At 74.6% G+C, this 17,774-nt stretch carries 16 protein-coding genes; 7 read left to right on the top strand and 9 right to left on the bottom strand.

All coding sequences use genetic code 11. The features are described 5' to 3' along the window. Nucleotides 1-88: 88 nt before the first annotated feature. Complete coding sequence (locus SJY07_RS20540; protein WP_380162443.1) at nucleotides 89-715, bottom strand: M48 family metallopeptidase; 627 nt, start codon at nucleotides 713-715, stop codon at nucleotides 89-91. 345 nt (nucleotides 716-1,060) lie between these two features. On the opposite strand from SJY07_RS20540, the gene SJY07_RS20535 reads away from it, so the two are divergent. Beyond that, nucleotides 1,061-1,222, top strand: coding sequence for a DUF5679 domain-containing protein (locus tag SJY07_RS20535; RefSeq protein ID WP_328292357.1), 162 nt, complete (start codon nucleotides 1,061-1,063; stop codon nucleotides 1,220-1,222). 118 nt (nucleotides 1,223-1,340) lie between these two features. Further along, on the top strand, nucleotides 1,341-2,126 hold the full coding sequence (locus tag SJY07_RS20530) for a hypothetical protein (protein ID WP_380161390.1): 786 nt from the start codon (nucleotides 1,341-1,343) through the stop codon (nucleotides 2,124-2,126). Between the two features lie 45 nt (nucleotides 2,127-2,171). Here SJY07_RS20530 and SJY07_RS20525 read toward each other — a convergent pair whose 3' ends face one another. The 4 genes from SJY07_RS20525 to SJY07_RS20510 form a co-directional block, all read right to left on the bottom strand. Beyond that, the gene (locus SJY07_RS20525; RefSeq protein WP_380161389.1) at nucleotides 2,172-2,375 is read right to left on the bottom strand and encodes a hypothetical protein; all 204 of its coding nucleotides are present in this window, start codon (nucleotides 2,373-2,375) and stop codon (nucleotides 2,172-2,174) included. Between the two features lie 56 nt (nucleotides 2,376-2,431). Beyond that, nucleotides 2,432-2,800: a WhiB family transcriptional regulator gene (locus tag SJY07_RS20520; RefSeq protein WP_380161388.1), complete on the bottom strand. Its 369-nt coding sequence runs from the start codon at nucleotides 2,798-2,800 to the stop codon at nucleotides 2,432-2,434. A gap of 110 nt (nucleotides 2,801-2,910) precedes the next feature. Then, the gene (locus SJY07_RS20515) at nucleotides 2,911-3,171 is read right to left on the bottom strand and encodes a hypothetical protein (RefSeq protein WP_328292361.1); all 261 of its coding nucleotides are present in this window, start codon (nucleotides 3,169-3,171) and stop codon (nucleotides 2,911-2,913) included. 187 nt (nucleotides 3,172-3,358) lie between these two features. After that, nucleotides 3,359-5,464 carry an ATP-dependent DNA helicase UvrD2 gene (locus tag SJY07_RS20510; protein WP_380161387.1) on the bottom strand — a complete coding sequence of 702 codons (2,106 nt, stop codon included), beginning with the start codon at nucleotides 5,462-5,464 and terminating at the stop codon, nucleotides 3,359-3,361. A gap of 176 nt (nucleotides 5,465-5,640) precedes the next feature. Between SJY07_RS20510 and SJY07_RS20505 the strand changes: the two genes are divergently transcribed. Beyond that, nucleotides 5,641-5,892, top strand: a complete 252-nt coding sequence (locus SJY07_RS20505; protein WP_380162441.1) for a mycoredoxin — start codon at nucleotides 5,641-5,643, stop codon at nucleotides 5,890-5,892. A gap of 128 nt (nucleotides 5,893-6,020) precedes the next feature. Beyond that, a complete protein-coding gene (locus SJY07_RS20500; RefSeq protein WP_328292363.1) occupies nucleotides 6,021-6,518 on the top strand; it encodes a hypothetical protein in 498 nt (165 codons plus the stop codon). 4 nt (nucleotides 6,519-6,522) lie between these two features. Here SJY07_RS20500 and nudC read toward each other — a convergent pair whose 3' ends face one another. Next, a complete protein-coding gene (nudC, locus tag SJY07_RS20495) occupies nucleotides 6,523-7,497 on the bottom strand; it encodes an NAD(+) diphosphatase (RefSeq protein ID WP_328292364.1) in 975 nt (324 codons plus the stop codon). Nucleotides 7,498-7,538: 41 nt separating this feature from the next. Here nudC and SJY07_RS20490 point away from each other — a divergent pair, with 41 nt between their 5' ends. Both SJY07_RS20490 and SJY07_RS20485 read left to right on the top strand, forming a co-directional pair. Then, entirely contained in the window at nucleotides 7,539-8,456 is a 918-nt protein-coding gene (locus SJY07_RS20490; RefSeq protein ID WP_328292365.1) for a macrolide 2'-phosphotransferase, read from the top strand. Nucleotides 8,457-8,460: 4 nt separating this feature from the next. Further along, a complete protein-coding gene (locus SJY07_RS20485) occupies nucleotides 8,461-9,234 on the top strand; it encodes an endonuclease/exonuclease/phosphatase family protein (RefSeq protein WP_380161386.1) in 774 nt (257 codons plus the stop codon). Nucleotides 9,235-9,750: 516 nt separating this feature from the next. On the opposite strand, the gene SJY07_RS20480 is transcribed toward SJY07_RS20485, so the two are convergent. Further along, complete coding sequence (locus tag SJY07_RS20480) at nucleotides 9,751-10,437, bottom strand: alpha/beta fold hydrolase (protein WP_380161385.1); 687 nt, start codon at nucleotides 10,435-10,437, stop codon at nucleotides 9,751-9,753. A gap of 67 nt (nucleotides 10,438-10,504) precedes the next feature. Between SJY07_RS20480 and SJY07_RS20475 the strand changes: the two genes are divergently transcribed. Next, nucleotides 10,505-11,137, top strand: coding sequence for a TetR/AcrR family transcriptional regulator (locus SJY07_RS20475; protein WP_380161384.1), 633 nt, complete (start codon nucleotides 10,505-10,507; stop codon nucleotides 11,135-11,137). Here SJY07_RS20475 and SJY07_RS20470 read toward each other — a convergent pair. Together SJY07_RS20470 and SJY07_RS20465 are read right to left on the bottom strand one after the other, a co-directional pair. Continuing rightward, on the bottom strand, nucleotides 11,047-14,391 hold the full coding sequence (locus SJY07_RS20470) for a UvrD-helicase domain-containing protein (RefSeq protein ID WP_380161383.1): 3,345 nt from the start codon (nucleotides 14,389-14,391) through the stop codon (nucleotides 11,047-11,049). The genes SJY07_RS20475 and SJY07_RS20470 overlap by 91 nt on opposite strands. Continuing rightward, nucleotides 14,388-17,618 carry an ATP-dependent helicase gene (locus tag SJY07_RS20465; RefSeq protein ID WP_380161382.1) on the bottom strand — a complete coding sequence of 1,077 codons (3,231 nt, stop codon included), beginning with the start codon at nucleotides 17,616-17,618 and terminating at the stop codon, nucleotides 14,388-14,390. Before SJY07_RS20465 ends, SJY07_RS20470 begins: the two co-directional genes overlap by 4 nt. Nucleotides 17,619-17,774 lie beyond the last annotated feature (156 nt).

Raw genomic sequence — 17,774 nt, 5'->3', positions numbered from 1 at the left:
TTGTGAGCCGCAACATATACCCGGGACCGCGCGGACGTGGGCGTTCGTGACCGAGTTGTGACCCGCAGCACCCCTTCGGCGGAAGGGGTCAGCTCGTGCTGACGATGACCTCGACGGCGGGCGGCTGCTCGTCCGCGGCGACGGCGGGACGGTCGTCGGAAGGGGTCGCGACGTCGACGTCGTCGTCGTCCTCCACGTCCTCGTCCTCGTCGTCCTTGTCGTGGTGGTTCGGGCCCTCGTGGCCCGTCGCGTGGTCGATGCCCGCGAGGAAACCGCGCGCCCGTTCGGTCCTGGGGTAGGAGTTCAGCAGTCCCCAGAAGGCCCGCGAGTGGGTCGGGACGAGCAGGTGGGCGAGCTCGTGCAGCAGCACGTAGTCCAGGACCCAGCTCGGCATGCCCTGCAGACGGCTGGACAGGCGGATGCTGCCGTCGGCGGGGGTGCAGGACCCCCAGCGGTGGTGCTGGTTCTCGACCCAGGCCACCGACGTCGGCCGGGCGAGGCCGTCGAGGTGACGGCGGGAGAGTTCGCGGGCGCGTTCCAGCAGGTCGCCCTCGAGCGGGTTGCGGCGCCGGTCGGCGGCCTCGAGCCGGGTGACCATCCGCTCGACCCACTCGCGTTCCTCGGCCGGACTGAAGCGGGCGGGGATGAGCACCACGGTGCGGTCGCCGTCGCGGTAGGCCGAGACCGTCCGGGTCCGGCGGCGGCTGCGTCGCACGTCGACGGCGGGGCGGGGTCGTGCGTCGCCGGGGCGGTCCGGCGATTCGTCGTGGGGCTCGAGCGCCCCGCGGGCAGCATCGAGAGCCGCTGCACCCTCCTGGTGAGCCGTCACCTCCGGCAGGCTACCCGTCCGGGCCCCGGAAGTCCGTCGTGCGGTGATCGACACGGTACGCGCAGTGCCGAACCTGGCCGAACCTGGCCGTTCTGGCGTGCCGACGCGCCTCGCACGGCTGCGCAGGGCACGATGCCGGACAGGACCACCGGAGCCCAGCGACGGGTGAGGGTGGTCACCGGGGGTCCCGCGACGGGGCACCCGCCCGCGAACGAGACACGAGGAGGCACCATGGCCGACGAGACCTGGAGCGGCGAGTTCTACTGCGTCAAGTGCAAGGAGAAGCGCGAGGCGACGGGCAACGTCGTCGAGACCAACGGCCGTCGGATGGCGAAGGGCAAGTGCCCCGTCTGCGACACCAACCTCAACCGCATCCTCGGCAAGGCGTCCTGATCCGGGACTGAGCCTCCCGACCACCGGTCGGTGACCCCGCGTGCCGGGGTCACCACCGGCAGGGTGCGCCTGTGGACGACGCGGTCCACCTCCGGAACACCTGCGGCACAGTGACCGCATGCTCTCCCCCACCACGACGCGGGCCCTCCCCCGCGGGGTGCCCGTCCTCGCCCGGCCCGACGGTCGGTTCCTCGTGGGGTCGACACCGCGCAGCGCGGTCGTGCAGTCCTCGCCCCCGCTGCCCGTTGAAGAGCGGCCCCCCTCCGACGAGGCCGACGCCTGGGCGGCCTACGACCGCGCCGGCTCCCCCGACCGGCTGACCGGGCGCGGCCGCGCGAGCGTCGCCGTCGTGGGGTCCGCCCGGACGGCGGACGTGCTGCTCGAGGTGCTGGCCGCGGCCGGGGTCGGCCGGCTGGTGTGCGACCGCCCCGAGGCCGTCCCCGCGCGCGTGCGCAGGACGGGGAACCCCGCGGACTCGGGGCCGGCCGACGTGGTCGTCCTGCTGGACGAGCACACCGCACGGCCCGTCGCCGCCGACGGGTTGCTGGCCGACGGCGTGGTGCACCTGTCGGTCGTGGTGCGCGACACCGATGCGCTGATCGGGCCGCTGGTGCTGCCGGGTCGTTCGGCGTGCCTGCGCTGCGTCGACCGCTGGCGCACCGACGCCGACCCGTGCTGGCCGGCCACGCGGGACGGCCTGAGCCGCGGGCCCCGCCGCCCGGTGGACGCGGCGACCGCCCACGCCGTCGCCGGACTGGCTGCGCTGCAGGTGCTCTCGCACCTCGACGGCGTTCCCGCGACGACGGTGGGGGCCTGGCTGGAACTGCTGTTGCCGGAGGGACGGGTGCGGGCCCGCGGCTGGGCCCCGCACCCCGGCTGCGGCTGCGTCGACCTCCCCCTCTGACCCGCGACCTCGCCGGGGTTCCCGGTGGGGTCGTGGGCCGGAGGGTCAGACGGCGGCGAGGTCGCGGTCCCCGGCGGTCGAGGCGGCGGCCTCGGCGCGGTCGGCACGCACCGCGAGGACGAGGGCACGCCGGGCGGCGACCTCGGCCTGGCGACGGGCGCGCAGGGCGCGGACCGTCCGGGTGCGGGCGGCTTCACGGTGCAGGCTGAGCAGACGTTCTCGGACGAGGTTCTCCTCGACGTAGGACATGGTGACTCCAGTTCCGTTCACGGTGGGGGTCGCTGCGTCGGACCGGACGAGCCGGTTCACGCGGCGACGGGGTGCTTGCGGGGACGGCCGCGCGGACGTTTCCGCGGAACGACGACCCCGGACAGGACGAGCTGGCCGCCCCAGACGCCCCACGGTTCCGAACGCTCGAGAGCGCCTGCGAGGCAGGCGTTCGCGAGCGGGCAGTCCGCGCAGAGCGACTTGGCGAGTTCGACGTCCTCGGGCTTCTCGGCGAACCAGAGTTCGGAGTCGAAGCGGCGGCAGGGCAGCGGGTCCGGCGTGTGGCGGCGGGTCACGCCGCTCACCTCCTCCTGGGTCACGGTGACGGATCCGGCGTCACCGGTGGTGCGGATGTTCTGTCGGTTGCCTCGACCCGGTCGGGTCGGCGGGGACTGGTGCACGGTCATCTCTCTGCGTTCTCCGGCGAGTGGTTCGGCGTCGAAGAGCCCACGAACGCAAAATGGCCGCGGACCCGAGGTGATCGGGATCCGCGGCCTGAGAGGTCGCCGGTCTGTGGCTAGACCGGTGGACTCAGAGTCGAGGGTCCCGAGAACGGGAAGGAGGTGCTGCCGTAGGCGGGGGCGACCAGACGCCCGGCCGGGGACTTCGTGGCCGGGAGCAGACGCACTCCACCCGTGGTCATGCCGCCGGTGGAGGCGTGGCTGCGCTCCCACGAGCCGCACTGGGCAGCGATCGGGGAGGTCTGGCGCGGGCGCACGGCGAAGGCATCGGCGATGACGCCGTTCTGCGCGGTGACCGCGTTCACGATGCTTTCCATCGTCCTGCCCTCCTCTACGGTGCGTTCGCGCGGGACCGTTGCCCCGTGCTGTCGTGCATCTGACTGTAGGGGCACCCGCACCGGGACGACAACGTCTTTTTCCGCCGGGTTCCGGACGAGTTCCGGTGCGATCCTCAACCACCGCCCGACCCGTTGCCGCGCAACGAATCGGACGGTCGGATCGAGGTCAGTCGGTGGCGAGGACGGCCAGCACCTCGTCGGCGTACTTCTCCAGCTTCGACGGCCCGACCCCGGAGATCTTCGCCAACGAGGCGGTGTCCGTGGGCATCGCCTCGCAGATCGCGACGAGCGTGGCGTCGGTGAACACCACGTAGGCGGGCACCTCGGCGGCCTTGCACGTCGCGCTGCGCCACTCGCGCAGCCTCTCGAAGACCGCCTCGTCGTAGCTGGACGGGCAGTCGCTGCAGCGCCCGAGCTTGCGGTCCACCCCGGCGGTGAGCGACGCGCCGCAGACGCGGCAGAGCATGGGCCCGCTGGTGCGCTTGGTCTTCGCGCCCGCCGGCGTGACCGCACCGCCGCGACGGGCCGTGGGTGCGCCCTGGGGACGGACGGCGTCGAGGAAGCGCGAGGGTTTGCGGGAGGCCCGGCCTCCCGGGGTGCGGGAGTTGGCCCAGGACAGGTGGATCCCCTCGCGGGCCCGGGTCACCCCGACGTAGAGGAGGCGGCGTTCCTCCTCGATGTCGTCGGGGGTCTCGGCGAACGAGATCGGCAGCAGCCCCTCGCTCACCCCCACCAGGAACACCACGTCCCACTCCAGTCCCTTGGCCGCGTGGAAGGAGGCCAGCGTCACGCCGTCGACCGTCGGGGCGTGCTGGGCCTGGCTGCGTTCCAGGAGTTCCTCGACGAGGTCGCTGAGTTGCGCACCGGAGCGCTTCTCGGCGAGCTCGTCGGCGAGGACCACCAACGCCTGCAACGACTCCCACTTCTCGCGCGTCGCGCCACCGGCCGTCGGGGCCTTCTCGCCCCAGCCGGCCGAGGACAGCACCGCACGGGTCTCGGCCCCGAGGTCGTGGCCGGGCACCGCGGACCGGGCGCCACCGCGCAGCAGCACGATCGCGTCGCGGACCTCCTTGCGGGAGAAGAACCGTTCCCCGCCGCGGACGACGTAGCCGACCCCGGCGTCGGCGAGCGCCGACTCCAGGGCCTGCGACTGGCCGTTGGTGCGGAAGAGGACCGCGATGTCCTTGGCGCTGCGACCACCGCGGACCGCGGCGGCGATGCGCGCGGCGACGCCGGCGGCCTCGGCGACGTCGTCGTCGTAGGCGGTGAACGTGGGCGGTGGGCCGGAGGGCCGCTGCGCGATGAGCTCGAGGCGGGCCTGGGCGTGCGTGCCGCTGGCCATCGAGAGGACGGAGTTGGCGAGGCCGACGACCTCGGGGGTGGAGCGGTAGTCCCGCACGAGCCGGACGACCTTGGTGTCGGGGTGGCGCCGGGGGAAGTCGAGCAGGTGCTCGGGGGTGGCCCCGGCGAAGGAGTAGATCGTCTGGCTGGCGTCGCCGACGACGCAGAGGTCCTGGCGGCCACCGAGCCAGAGGTCGAGGAGGCGCTGCTGCAGCGGGGAGACGTCCTGGTACTCGTCGACGACGAAGTGCCGGTACTGCTCACGGACGGTCGCGGCCACGTCGGGGCGCTCGTCGAGGATGCCGGCGGTCAGCAGCAGGACGTCCTCGAAGTCGATGACGGCCCGGTCGGTCTTGACGTCCTCGTAGGTGCGCACGAGGCGCGCGACGGTGGCGAGGTCGAGCCCGCCCGGCTCGCCGCGGCCCGCGGCGGCGGCGAGGCGCACGTAGTCGTCGGGGTCGACGAGCATGACCTTGGTCCACTCGACCTCGGCGGAGAGGTCGCGCACCCGGGTGCGGTCGGCCTGGATGCGCAGCCGGTTGCAGGCGTCGGCGATGAGCGGAGCCTTGTGCTCGACCAGGTTCGGCAGCGACCCGCCGATCGACTGCGGCCAGAAGAACTGCAGCTGACGCAGGGCGGCGGCGTGGAAGGTGCGGGCCTGGACGCCGGCGACCCCGAGGTCGCGCAGACGGGTCCGCATCTCCCCCGCGGCGCGCGCCGTGAACGTCACGGCCAGCACCCGGTTGGGCACGTAGGCGCCGGAGTGCACGCCGTAGGCGATGCGGTGGGTGATGGCGCGGGTCTTGCCGGTGCCGGCGCCGGCGAGGACGCAGACGGGACCGTCGAGCGTGGTCGCGACCTCGCGCTGCTCGGGGTCGAGCCCGTCGAGGACCGAGTCGGCGCTGGGGCGGAGGTCTGTGCTCGTCGTCATGGCCCCGGCATCTTCTCCCACCGGACGGGTGGTCGGTGGCAGGAGGGGCGGCGCGTTGTGGACGACACGCCGTGAGCCGCCTGCGGGAAGATGGCTGTGGATCCCGTGGTTGCACGGGGTGCAGACGATCCACAGCCCGGTGGTGACCTGGAGCGAGGAGCAGGACCGTGTCCACGATGGAGGCCCCCGCGGCCGGCAGCGTCACGATGTTCACGACGACGTGGTGCGGCTACTGCCGACGCCTGAAGTCGCAGATGGACCGTGAAGGCATCAGCTACTCCGAGGTGAACATCGAGGAGGTCCCGAACGCGGCCGAGTACGTGATGCAGGTCAACGGCGGCAACCAGACCGTGCCGACGCTGCTCTTCCCGGACGGGACCGCCGCGACGAACCCCTCCCTCGCCGAGGTCAAGGCCAAGCTCTCCTGACCACGAGCTTCCGGCCCACCGGTCCCCGCGAGTTCGCGGACCGGTGGGCCGTTTCGCTGCCCGCGGGCGCCTGCGTCGGCGTCGACGGCGCCGTCGACGCCGACCGCGCCTGGTTCGCGGAGCACCTGGTGGCAGCGCTGCGAGACCGTGCCCGTCCGGTCCTGCAGGCGGACTGGTCGGGTTTCTGGCGTCCCCGGTCGCTGCGCTACGAGTTCGGTCGCGACGACCCCGACGCGTTCCACGACACCTGGCTGGACGTGCCGGGGCTCTACCGGGAGGTCCTGGAACCCCTCGGTGCGGAGCACGACCGGTGGTGGGTCCCCTCGTTGTACGACCCCGCCACCGACCGGTCCTCCCGCGCGGCCCGTCGCGACGTCCCCGACGACGCCGTCCTGGTGTTCACCGGCCCGTTCCTGCTGCGCGAGGACACCCGCTGGGGTTTCGACGCCGTGCTGCACCTGTCGACCTCGGACAACGCGATCCGTCGCCGGGTCCCGGCCGACGACGCCGACCGGGTCCTCGGCGGGTGGAAGCGCTACCTGGACTCCAGCGAGCCCGTCGACCTCGCGACCGCGGTGCTGCGGTGCGAGGACCCCCGGCACCCGGCGGAACTGGTGCGGGAGTAGCGGATCAGGCCCAGGGCTTGTCGTCGGGAACGGGGATCGGCCCGCCGTACCAGGCCTCGATGAGACGCCGGGCGATGGAGACCCCCGGCGGCGGCAGGACCCGTCCGGCGGCGAGTTCCTCGGCGAGTTCCTCGCGGGTGAACCAGCGGGCGAGGGCGATCTCGTCGCCGTCGACCTTGATCTCCCGGGTCGTGGCGCGGGCGGCGAAACCCACCATGAGGCTCGCCGGGAACGGCCAGGGCTGGCTACCGAGGTAGACGACGTCCTCGAGGCCGGGGCCGATGACGATGCCGGCCTCCTCGAACGCCTCGCGGCGCACGGTGTCCTCGAAGCACTCCCCCGGTTCGACGAAACCGGCGAGGACGGAGTAGCGGTTCTCCGGCCAGACCGGCTGGTGGCCCAGCAGGAGTTCGTCCTCGGGCGAGATGATGGCCATGATCACCGCGGCGTCGGTGCGCGGGAAGTGCTCCTTGCCGTCGGGTTCGACCTTCACCCATCCCGACGACGCGGCGGTCAACGGCTGACCGCTGCGCGGGGAGAACCGCGTCACGGCGTGCCAGTTGCCCATCGAGAGGGCCTCGGTGAACAATCCGGCGTCGCGGGCGGAGAGTTCCTCGCCGACCTCGCGCAGTCCCCGCCACTCCTCGCCGCCGCCGGCGCCGTCGGTGGCCTCGGGTTCGGCGTCGGCCGAGACGACCGCCACGTGGTGGACGCCCTCGTCGACGCCGAGGTAGAGCTGCAGGTCGTCGGGGCCGGGGGTGGGGACCTGGGCCGGGGCCCGCAGCACCAGCTTCAACCCCTCCGGAGTGCTCACGACGGGGGCGCGTCCGGCGTGGACCTGCAGGACGCGGGTGTCCGGCGAGGCCCAGAGCTCCTGCAGGTGCGAGGCCGGGACCCGGTTCACTCCGGCCCGGTCGACGTGCTGTCGGGACAGCGCCAGGTTGCGCAGGGGGGGACTCGGGAGGGGCACGGGGGTCACACCTGCACCTTATGCAGGCCCTCGCGCAATACCGTGGGGGTGTGCCCGTCCGCTCGCCCCGTGTCCTCGCCGCCCTCGCCACCGCTGCCGTGCGGGGTCTGGACGTGGTCGCGACCGGTCCCACGGATGCCGACGGCGCGGACTTCGACGTCGCCGTCGTGGTGGACGGCGAGGGCCGCAGGTTCGTCGTGCGCACTCCGCGCCGGCCCGCGGCGGCCGCCGCGCTGGACGCCGAGGTGGAACTGCTCGCCGGCCTCGTCGAGCCGTTGCCGTTCGCCGTCCCCGAACCCGCCGGGACCCTCGCCCTGCCCGAGGGTGGGCGGTGCGTCGTGCACCGCGAGCTCCCGGGATCCCCGCTCGACCCGGGGGACCTGCGGCCGGGCCCGGGGCTCGCCGCCTCGATCGGCATCGGGCTCGCTGCGCTGCACCAGATCGACACCGGGGTCTTCAGCGACGCCGGGGTGCCCGTGTACGACGCCGAGGAGTACCGCAAGCGGCGGCTGTCCGAACTCGACCGCGCCGCCTCGACCGGTCACGTCCCGCCGCGGTTGCTGACCCGCTGGGAGGTCCTCATGGAGGACGTCTCGCACTGGCGGTTCGCGGCCACCCCGATCCACGGCGACCTCGTCGGTGAGCACGTGCGCACGGACGGCTCCCGGCTCACCGGCATCACCGGCTGGGTCGACGCGAAGATCGCCGACCCCGCCGACGACTTCGCCTGGCTGGCCGTCGGGGCCGACCCCGACGCGCTCGAGTCGGTCCTGGAGGCCTACGCCCACGCGCGCCACGAACCGCCGGACCCCGACCTGCTGCTGCGGGCCCGCCTCGCCGGCGAGCTCGCCCTCGCCCGCTGGTTGCTGCTGGGGTTGCGGATCGAGGACGCCGAGATCGTCGAGGACGCCCGGCGGATGCTGGACGACCTCGACGCGCACGCGGACGCCAACCCGTTGGGTTCCTGACCCCGTGCACCTGCGCATCGCCTCGGTCAACGCGGCCTCCGGTCGCGACCTCGCCTCCGGCGCCGTCGACTCCTTCGTCCTGACCACGGCGGTCGCGGCGCTGGACGCCGACGTCGTCGCGGTGCAGGAGGTCGACCACCTGCTCCCCCGCAGCGCACGGGCGGACCAGACGGCGCTGCTCGCGCAGGCCACCGGGTCCACCGGGCGCTTCGTCGCCACCGTCCACGGCACTCCCGGTACGCCGCAGGGCTTCTACCCGGCCGACGCGACCGTCGTCGAGGAACCGTCCTACGGCATCGCCCTGCTGTCGCGGTTGCCGGTCCTGGAGTGGCGCGAGGAACGGATGGCTCCCGGTCGCGCGAAGCTGCCGCTGCCCGTCCCGGGCGCCGGGTTGCGCTGGATCCCGGACGAGCCGCGGGCCGTCGTCGCGGCCGTCGTGGAGACGGCGATCGGAGCGGTGAGCGTCCTCGGGACCCACCTCTCGTTCTCGCCGCTCCGCTCGGTCGCGCAGTTGCGGGCCGTCCGGCGCTTCGCCGAGTCGCTGCCGCGCCCCCTCGTCCTGCTCGGGGACCTGAACCTGCCGCCGGGCGTCGTCCACCGGGTCCTGCCCTGGCGGCCCCTCGTCACCGGCCCGACGTTCCCCGCCCCCGCACCGAAGGTGCAGCTCGACCACGCCCTCGCCGACGGGCTGCCGGACTCCGTGCGGGTCACGGCGCGCATCGAGCAGGTGGGTGGGAGCGATCACCGGGGTGTGATCGTGGACCTGACCTTCGACTGACGCCCCGCCGCACGGGTCCCGGGCGCGGAGCCCACCTCGAGTCGTCGCTCCCACCCGGGACACGCACGACCCGACGTGCCTCGCCGCGTCCTGGGGCGCCTTGCTGGACCGGCCCGCCACGCCGGACGCCCTCCTCCCCGGCTCGGCCACCCAGCCGGGTCCCCGGTTCGTCCCGGGCAGTAGAGCGCCGGTCTCCTCGTCCACCGCTGGTGCCGCGTCCCCGACGACGAGGACAGCGAGGCCGCTCCCGCCTGACCCGTCGCACCCACCGATGTCACCACCTCCCGTGAGACACGGGTCACACGAGGGCGGGATCCCGGCACCTGGTACGGCGTCGAGTGAGGCGTGGAGGTGACGATCTCGTCGCCAGGGCGCCCGGTTCGTCGCACCCACACCTCACTCCACGTGGTGACACCGATGGGTGTCCCACCGGGGGCCGCCTCGGGCGGACCGGGGAGGGTGTGGAGCTGGCCGACCCCGACGGCGACGGGTTCCGCTACGTCCCCTGAGCACGGATCAGGACCGTGGCGCGAGGCGGAGGACGAGGTCACGCACCTCGGCCGGCCGGGACAGGAACGGGTGGTGGCCGGCGTCGATCTCGACGACGGTGTCCGCGCGGGCGGCGTGCTCGCGTTGCCGCCGCGCCGGGGTCCCGCGGTCCTGGGCACAGACGAGGTAGGTGGTGGGCAGGGCCTGCCACGCGGCGGCGGTGACGGTTGCCGAGGTCACCTCGACGTTCTGCCGGGCGAGGTGGCGCTCCCCCTCGGCCCGGACCTCGGGGTCGCAGTCGTGCAGGAACGTGTCGACGAGGAGTTCCGGGCGCACCCCGAACGTGCCGGCGTCGACGTCCACGTCGAGGAAGGGCGAGGGATCCTCACCGAAGTCGACGAGGCCCTGGCCGACCTCGGGCAGGTAGCTGGAGACCAGCAGCAGGTGGCGGACGGGATCGATCCCGCCGGCCGCCTCCGCGGTGACGATCCCGCCGTAGCTGTGGGCGACGACCACCGTCGGTTCGTCGCTGTCCTGCAGCACGTCCCGCACCGCGGCGACGTCGTCGGCGAAACCACCCGCGCCCCCCTCGCCGCAACTGGGCAGCAGCGGCGAGACGCTGCGGACACCGCGCTCCTGCAACAGGTCCGCGGTCCGGTGCCACCACCACGACCCGTCCTTCACACACGCCCCGTGCACGAACACGACCCTCATCCCGACCTCCACGCTCGTCCGGCGACCAACGCTAGACGTAGCGATCGTTACGCGAAAAGATCCGGGGATGGGCCGTCGACCGCAGCCACAACGGAAGGAGGAACTGCTCGACGCCTGCGCCGACCACGCCCTCGCCCACGGCCTCCCCGACCGGCTCGGGCCGTTCGTCACCGCCACCGGGACCTCGGCGCGGATGCTGATCTACCACTTCGGCACCCGCGACGCCCTGCTGCTCGCGGTCCTCGGCCGGGCCCGGCAGCGACAGCTCGACGGGTTCCGCGACCTGCTCCGGCCACGACCCGACGAGCCGTACCGCGACACCCTCACCCGGGCGTGGACGGCGATCACCGGGGCGGACGGGCAGCCCTACCTGCGGATGTTCGGGGAACTGCGCGAGAGCACCGTCGAGCCGTTGTGGCCGGAACTGCGCCGGGCCGCGACGACCGACTGGCTCCAACCCCTCGAGGACGGACTGCGGACCCTCGAGCGCCCGGAGCTCGCGACCCTGGTCCTGGCCGTGATCCGCGGACTGATCACCGACCTGCACGCCACCGGCGACCGGGACCGCACCGACCGCGCGTTCCGGCAGTTCCTCGCGACCCTGGGCGACTACCCGACCGGGACGGAACGGACCAGTCGTTCCAGGTCGTCCGCGCCCAGCAGGTCGACGGGCCGGACCGTCGCACCCGTCGAGGCGTAGAAGAACGCCGCGCTGACGTCCTCCAGCGGAACTCCCTGCCACCGCGACCAGGCCAGGCGGTAGACCGCGAGCTGGACGTCGCGGGCACGCGCCCCGTCCCCCTCCGGCGGTCGGCCCGTCTTCCAGTCCACGACGTCCCACCGGGTCCTCCCGGCCGAGACCGTCGAGAAGACCGCGTCGATCCGGCCCCGCACCACGAGGTCGGCGACGGGGGTCTCCACCGACACCTCGACGGCGACCGGGTCCCGCGAGGCCCACTCCGAGGCGAGGAAGCGACGCTGCAGCGCCACGAGCTCCGCGTCGTCGGCGGCGTCCTCGTCGGCCGCACCGGGGAGGTCGACGAGATCGAGCAGCGAACTCGCGGTGAAGCGCTGCTCCAGCCAGGCGTGGAACGCCGTCCCCCGACGGGTCGCCGGACGGGGTTCCAGCGGGACGGGCCGTCGCAGTTGCAGGGCCAACGCGTCGGCGTCCTGGGCCAGCGCCACCAGCCGCGACGCGGAGAGGTGCTTGGGCAGGAGCACCCCGGGGGCGTCGTGGGCCCGGGCGCGCTCGGCCAGCAGCAACCGGCTCTGCTCGCCCCAGGACGACGTCTCCTCGTCGACCTCGTCCACCTCCTCGACCTCGTCCAGGGTGGTCGTCGCGGCCATCGCGGCGCGGACGAGGGCGGCCCCCGCGTCCACGTCGCCGCGTCGGGAGGCGAGCGGATCGACCGGCCAGACGACGCGCTGCGGGTTTGCCGTCCGCGGGTTCGGCGCGTCGGACTCCGGCGGGGCCGCCGGCGGCAGCACCACGAGCCCGGGAACGGCGCCGGGCGGGGCCTCGAGGACCTCGCGCAGGAACCGGGAGGGCTCCCGGGGCCTCGTCGCATCGTCCCAGTAGGCCCCGGACAGCAGGAGTTCCTCCTTGGCCCGGGTGAACGCGACGTAGGCGAGACGGCGTTCCTCGGCGAGCTGGTGCTCACCGCAGGCGGCGAGGAACTGCTCGCGGGCGGTGTCGAGCTCCTTCTGGGTGTCGGCACCCTCGATGTCGAAGTGCGGCAGGCTGGAGCGGTCCCCGCGCAGCGGGTAGGGCAGGACACCCAGCGAACCCATGCCGCCCAGCCACCCCGGTGCGGTCTCCCCCGTGGCGGGGAACGACTTCTCGACGAGCCCGGGCACGGCGACGACGTCCCACTCCAGCCCCTTGCTGGCGTGCACGGTGAGCAGCTGGACGGCGTCGGTCGCCACGTCGGAGGCTCCGGGTTCCAGTCCGCGCTCGCGGACCTCGGCCGCGTCCAGCCAGGACAGGAAACCCCCCAGCCCCGGCCGCTGCGACCCCGCCGAGAACGACGCGGCCGCGTCGGCGAGGGCGTCGAGGTTGCTGCGGGCGAAGGCCGGGGAACTGCCCGGCCGGGCCGCCACCTCGACGTCGAGCAGCAGGGCGCGTTCGACCTCGCCGACCAGGTCGGCGACGGGCAGGTGGGTCCGGCTGCGCAACCGGCGCAGGGCGGCGGCGAGCCGGGACAGCCGGGTGTGCGCCCGGGCGGACAACCCGCGACCGTCCGGGCCGGTCCAGCCGGCGCCCGGGAGGTCGTCCAGGGCCTCCACGAGGCTCACCGACTCGACCTCGTCGGGCAGGAGGACGACGTCCTCGCCCGGTTCGTGCTGGTCCTGCGGCAGCGCGTTGCGCTGCCGCTGGAGCTGACGGGCCCACACCCCCAGCGCCGCGAGGTCGCGGGCGCCGAGGCGCCAGCGCGCACCAGTCAGCAACCGCGCGAGGTGGTCGCCACGACCCGGGTCGTGCAGGACGTGCAGGGTCGCGACCACGTCGACGACCTCCGGGGTCGAGAGCAGTCCCCCGAGCCCGACGACCTCGACGGGCAACCCGGCGTCGCGCAACGCGCGCTGCAGCACCACGAACTGGCTCCGCTTGCGGCACAGCACCGCTGCGGTGCGACGGGGTCTGGGGTCGGCGCCCTCCACCCGGCGCTGGACGGCGAGCCGCTCGGAGTCGGCGCGCCACACCTCGGCGAGGCGGGCGGCGACCTCGGCGGCCTCCTCCTCGACCGTCGCGGCGAACGTCGCCCGCACCCGGCCGGTCCCGGCGCCCGGACGCGGGCGCAGCACCGCGACCGTCCCCGCCGTGAGCGCAGCGTTCAACGGCTCGGCGACGACGTTGGCGGCGGCGAGGACGCCCTCGTCGTTGCGCCAACTCGTCGCGAGCGGCAGCTGGGCGGCGGGGGTGTCGTCGAGGCGGCGGAAGTGGGCGGGAAAGCTCACGAGGTTCCCCGCGCTGGCGCCGCGCCAGCCGTAGATGGACTGGTGCGGGTCGCCCACGGCCGTCACCGGGTGCCCGTCCCCGAACAGCGAACGCAGCAGGGCGAGCTGGGCGTAGGAGGTGTCCTGGTACTCGTCCAGCAGCACGATCCGGTGCTTCGCCCGCTCCGCCACGGCGACGGCCGGGACCTCGCGGGCCAGGCGGGCGGCGAGCAGCACCTGGTCGCCGAAGTCGAGCTGCTCCGCGTCGCGCTTGCGGCGCTCGTACTCGGCGAGCAGCGGGACGACGACCTTGCGGGCCTGCTGGACGGCCAGGAGGTCGCGGACCTTGGCGTAGGGCTCCCCCGGGACGTGCGCGCCGAGCTTCGCGATGCTCCTGTCGTCCTTGGGCAGCGTCTTGACGTGGGCGTCGATCCCGTCGACGAAGGACAGCACGTCGGCGGGGTCGACGAGGTGCTCGGCGCACTCCCCCGCCAGCTGGAGCAGCGCCGCGGCCAGGGTGCTCGGTGCGGCCTCGACCCCGGGCAGGTCGCCGCGCCAGGTCTCCACGACGTCGGAGGCCAGCTGCCACGCACCCGCGTCGGAGAGCACGGTGGACTGCGGTTCGATGCCCATCCGCAGCCCGTGGTCGATCACGAGCGACGCCGCGTAGGCGTGGTAGGTCGAGACGACCGGTTCCCCCTCGCCCAGCGCGTCGTCGGCGGTGTCCCCGCCCAGGCCGACCGCCCGCAGCCCCCGCAGCCGGCGACGGACGCGTTCGGCGAGCTCCCCGGCGGCCTTGCGGGTGAAGGTCAGGCCGAGGACGTCCTCGGGGGCCACCAGGCCGTTGGCGACGAGCCACACGACGCGCGAGGACATCGTCTCCGTCTTGCCCGAGCCGGCCCCCGCGACGACCAGCATCGGCTCCACGGGTGCCTCGATCACGGCCACCTGCTCGGGGGTCGGGGTCGGCCGTCCGAGCCGGTGCGCGATCTCCACGGCTCCCAGCAGCTCGCTCACCGGCCACCCTCCTCGACGACGCTGCGGCCGGCGTCCTGGGCCGGGCAGCTGCTGTACACCGGGCAGTACCCGCAGTGCGGACCGACGACCGCCTCGAAGCGGTCGGCGGCCATCCCCTCGGCCGCGCGGGCGACGAGGTCGGACGCCCAGCCGGGCTCGGGGTCCTCGTCCAGAGCGCGTTGGCGCTGCTGCGGGGCCTTCTTCTGGTTGCCGCCGAGCTGGACGAGAGCGGCGCCCCCCGTGCCGCCGGGCACCGTGGGGAACGCGCCCTCCTGGGCAGCGAGCTGGTACACGCCGAGCTGCGGCAGCCGCTCGAGGTCGGCCTTCGACGGCTGGGTCCTGCCCGTCTTGAGGTCGACGATCACGGCGCGGCCCTCGCCGTCGACCTCGAGGCGGTCCACCCGGCCGCGGATGCGGGCGCGACCGACCAGGACGTCGACGTCGAGCTCGACGCCGGCCAGCGTGCGACCCTCCCGGCGCGCCTCGCGGGAGTACTCCGCGAGCTTGTCGACCATCCGCTCGGCCCGGGCGCGCGCGGTGTCCGCGACCCACCCGTCCGGCAGTCCGAGGGTCGGCCAGAGCACTCCCAGGCGACGACGCAGCTCGAACGCGTCGGCCTCGGGAGCCTCGGAGGCGATGCGGTGCACGAGGTTGCCGATCGACTGGCTCGTCGAGTCGCCCGCGCGGGCGCCGGAGCTCTCCAGCAGCCAGCGCAGCCCGCAGCGCTCGAAGCTCTCGACCCGCGACGGCGAGACGGCGACCTCCTCGTGCGGAGCCCGCAACGGGCCGTCGTCGGTGAGGTCGTCGACGCCGTACCACTGCGCCGGGTCAGCGCCGCCGACCCCGGCGCGGGCCAGCTCCGCCAGCCGGGACGCCGCGGCGGCCTTGCGCTGCGGGGACTCGAGCGTGTCCGGCGCGCAGACGACCTGGCGCAGCCGGGCCACCAGCGCCGGCAACGACACCGCCCGCGGCACGGTCGCCAGTTCGCGCTCCTCGTCCTGCGCGCCCTCGTGCAGCCCGGCCGCGTCGGCGACGACGTCGACGAAGGCCGACGGGCGTTCCTCCTCGGCCCGCACGGCGGTCACCGCCAGCTCCTCCCGCGCCCGGGAGACCGCGACGTGGAAGAGCCGCAGCTCGTCCTCCAGCACGGCGCGGCGCGCGCCGGGGCCGTCGGAGTCGCGGCCCTCGAGGACGTCCACGAACGCCTGGGCGCCGAGGAGGGAACCGCGCAACCGCAGGTCGGGCCAGACCCCCTCCTGCACCCCGGCGACGACGACGAGGTCCCACTCGCGTCCCACCGCGCCCTGCGGGGTGGTCAGCGTGACGGCCCCCGCGTCGGGGGCGCGATCGGCGAGGGTGTCGGAGGGCACCTCGGCCGCCATCAGCTGGTCGAGGAAGCGTTGCGCGCTGCCGGACCCGGGGAAGCGGTCCACGAAGCGACCCGCGGCCTCGAAGAGCGCGAGCACGGCGTCCAGGTCGCGGTCGGCGCGCCCGGCGTCGGCCCCCTCGACGACGGCCCCGGCCAGGGCGGCCCGCTGCCAGCGCTCCGCCAGACCACTGGCCTCCCAGATCGCCCAGAGGACCGTCTCGGCGCTCGCGTCGGGCGCCGCGGCCGCTCGTCGACCGGCCTGCAGGACGACCGCCACCCGCACGGCCGGGCGCAAGGCCGGGTCCTCGACGCCGAGCATCGCCAGGTCACCGTCCGCCGCGGCGAGGTCACCGACCTCCGGCGCGGCGAGCGCCCCGGCCAGCGCCCCGGTGAGCACGGCGTCGCTGCTGCGACCGCCACCGGCGGCGACCTCGCTGCGGCGCAACGACTGCCGCAGGCGCCGCAGGGCGACCACGTCGGCCCCGCCGACGGGCGAGGTCACGAGGTCCCTGGCCGTGGCGTCGTCGAGGGCCTGCGGGTCGAGGACGACGGCGAGCGCCGTCAGCAGCGGACGGACGGACGGCTCGTCGCGCACGGGCACCTCCGCGAGCGGCACCGCGAGCGGGACCCCGGCGTGCGCGAGCCCCCGGCGCAGCGCGGCGGTGTGCCCGGCGGAGCGGACGACGACGGCCATCCGCGACCAGGGCATCCCGTCCAGCAGGTGGCGGCGGCGCAACCGCTGGGCGATCCAGGCGGCCTCCTGGGTGGGTGAGCCGAGGACGGCGACCTCGACGTGACCACCGCGGCCGCGACCCGCGCGGGCCGCGCGTTGCCCGGCGCCGCCGAGAGCGCCGATGCGGGTCGAGACCGCCCGGGTCACGTCGTGCAGGACGGGCCGCTGGCGCCAGCCGGTGCCGAGCACGAACGTCGGCGCGTCGACGCCCGGTCGCGGCCCGAACCGCTGGGCCAGCCCGGCGGCGGAGCGCGCGTCGGCGCCGCGGAAGCCCTGGGTGACGCTGTCCGGGTCGGCGGTCAGCACGAGGTCGCGCCCACCGGCGACGACCTCGAGCAGGCGCAGACCGGCGTCGGAGAGGTCGTGGGCGTCGTCGACGGCGACGAGGTCCCAGCGGGCGCGTTCGGCGGCGAGCAGGTCGGGCTGGGCCTGCAGGGCGACGACGGCCTCGTCGACCACGGCGGCCGGGTCGTAGGCCTCGGAGCGGCTGAGGGCGTTCACGTCGAGGTACTCCTCGAGGAGGGCGGCCGCGGCCCGCCACTCGGGCCGGGCCTGGGTCCGGGCGAGGTCGAGCAGGTCGGCGGAGCGCAGCCCCCGTTCGACGACGCGCATCAGCAGGTCGCGCAGTTCGTTGCGGAAGCTGCGCAGCACCCAGGACGCGCGGGGGACGTCGCTGGGCCAGCTCGGGACCTGCAGGGCACCCGTGGCGGTGAGCGCGCCGGTGGCGTCGAGGTCGAAGAGCTCGGTCACGGCCGGGCCCTCCTCGGCGGTGACGGCGAGGTGACCGCGGAGCAGGTCGGCCAGGATCGAGTCCTGCTCGGCGCCGGAGATCAGGCGCGGCGGCGGAGTTCCCTCGTGGACGTGGACGAGGCGCAGCACGCCGAAGGCGTAGGACTGGGGCGTGCGGGCCGCGGGCTGGCCCGTCGTGCGTCGCAACCGCTGCGAGAGGTCGTCGCGCAGCAGGTCGGCGGCACGACGGGTCGGGGCCAGGACGAGGACCCGGTCCGGTTCCAGGCCGTCGCGTTCCACCCGGGTCGCGACGAGTTCGCGCAAGGTACGGGTACGACCGGTCCCCGGGGCACCCAGGACGACCAGCGGGCCGCTGCCGGGCCGGGTGTCGAGCACCCGCTGCTGGCTCGGGTCCGGCTGTGCGGCAGGAGGTTCGACCGGTGCAGCCCGCCGCAACCGCGGCGGCCGCGGCCGTCGGGGCCGTTGGGGGGCACCGTCGCCGCCCCCACCGGGCCCACGGCCCGCACCACCGTCGTCCACGTTCTCCCCGAG

It is taken from the genome of Kineococcus sp. R86509 (assembly GCF_042466365.1).
Classification (GTDB): Bacteria; Actinomycetota; Actinomycetes; order Actinomycetales; family Kineococcaceae; genus Kineococcus.
This window is presented reverse-complemented; position numbering and strand designations above follow the sequence as displayed.

What these genes read in the sequence shown, in the direction of transcription:
- SJY07_RS20535 (WP_328292357.1), top strand. Translation starts at nt 1,061, where the DNA reads ATGGCCGACGAGACCTGGAGCGGCGAGTTCTACTGCGTCAAGTGCAAG.
- SJY07_RS20530 (WP_380161390.1), top strand. Translation starts at nt 1,341, where the DNA reads ATGCTCTCCCCCACCACGACGCGGGCCCTCCCCCGCGGGGTGCCCGTC.
- SJY07_RS20525 (WP_380161389.1), bottom strand. Translation starts at nt 2,375, where the DNA reads ATGTCCTACGTCGAGGAGAACCTCGTCCGAGAACGTCTGCTCAGCCTG.
- SJY07_RS20520 (WP_380161388.1), bottom strand. Translation starts at nt 2,800, where the DNA reads ATGACCGTGCACCAGTCCCCGCCGACCCGACCGGGTCGAGGCAACCGA.
- SJY07_RS20515 (WP_328292361.1), bottom strand. Translation starts at nt 3,171, where the DNA reads ATGGAAAGCATCGTGAACGCGGTCACCGCGCAGAACGGCGTCATCGCC.
- SJY07_RS20510 (WP_380161387.1), bottom strand. Translation starts at nt 5,464, where the DNA reads ATGACGACGAGCACAGACCTCCGCCCCAGCGCCGACTCGGTCCTCGAC.
- SJY07_RS20505 (WP_380162441.1), top strand. Translation starts at nt 5,641, where the DNA reads ATGGAGGCCCCCGCGGCCGGCAGCGTCACGATGTTCACGACGACGTGG.
- SJY07_RS20480 (WP_380161385.1), bottom strand. Translation starts at nt 10,437, where the DNA reads ATGAGGGTCGTGTTCGTGCACGGGGCGTGTGTGAAGGACGGGTCGTGG.
- SJY07_RS20475 (WP_380161384.1), top strand. Translation starts at nt 10,505, where the DNA reads ATGGGCCGTCGACCGCAGCCACAACGGAAGGAGGAACTGCTCGACGCC.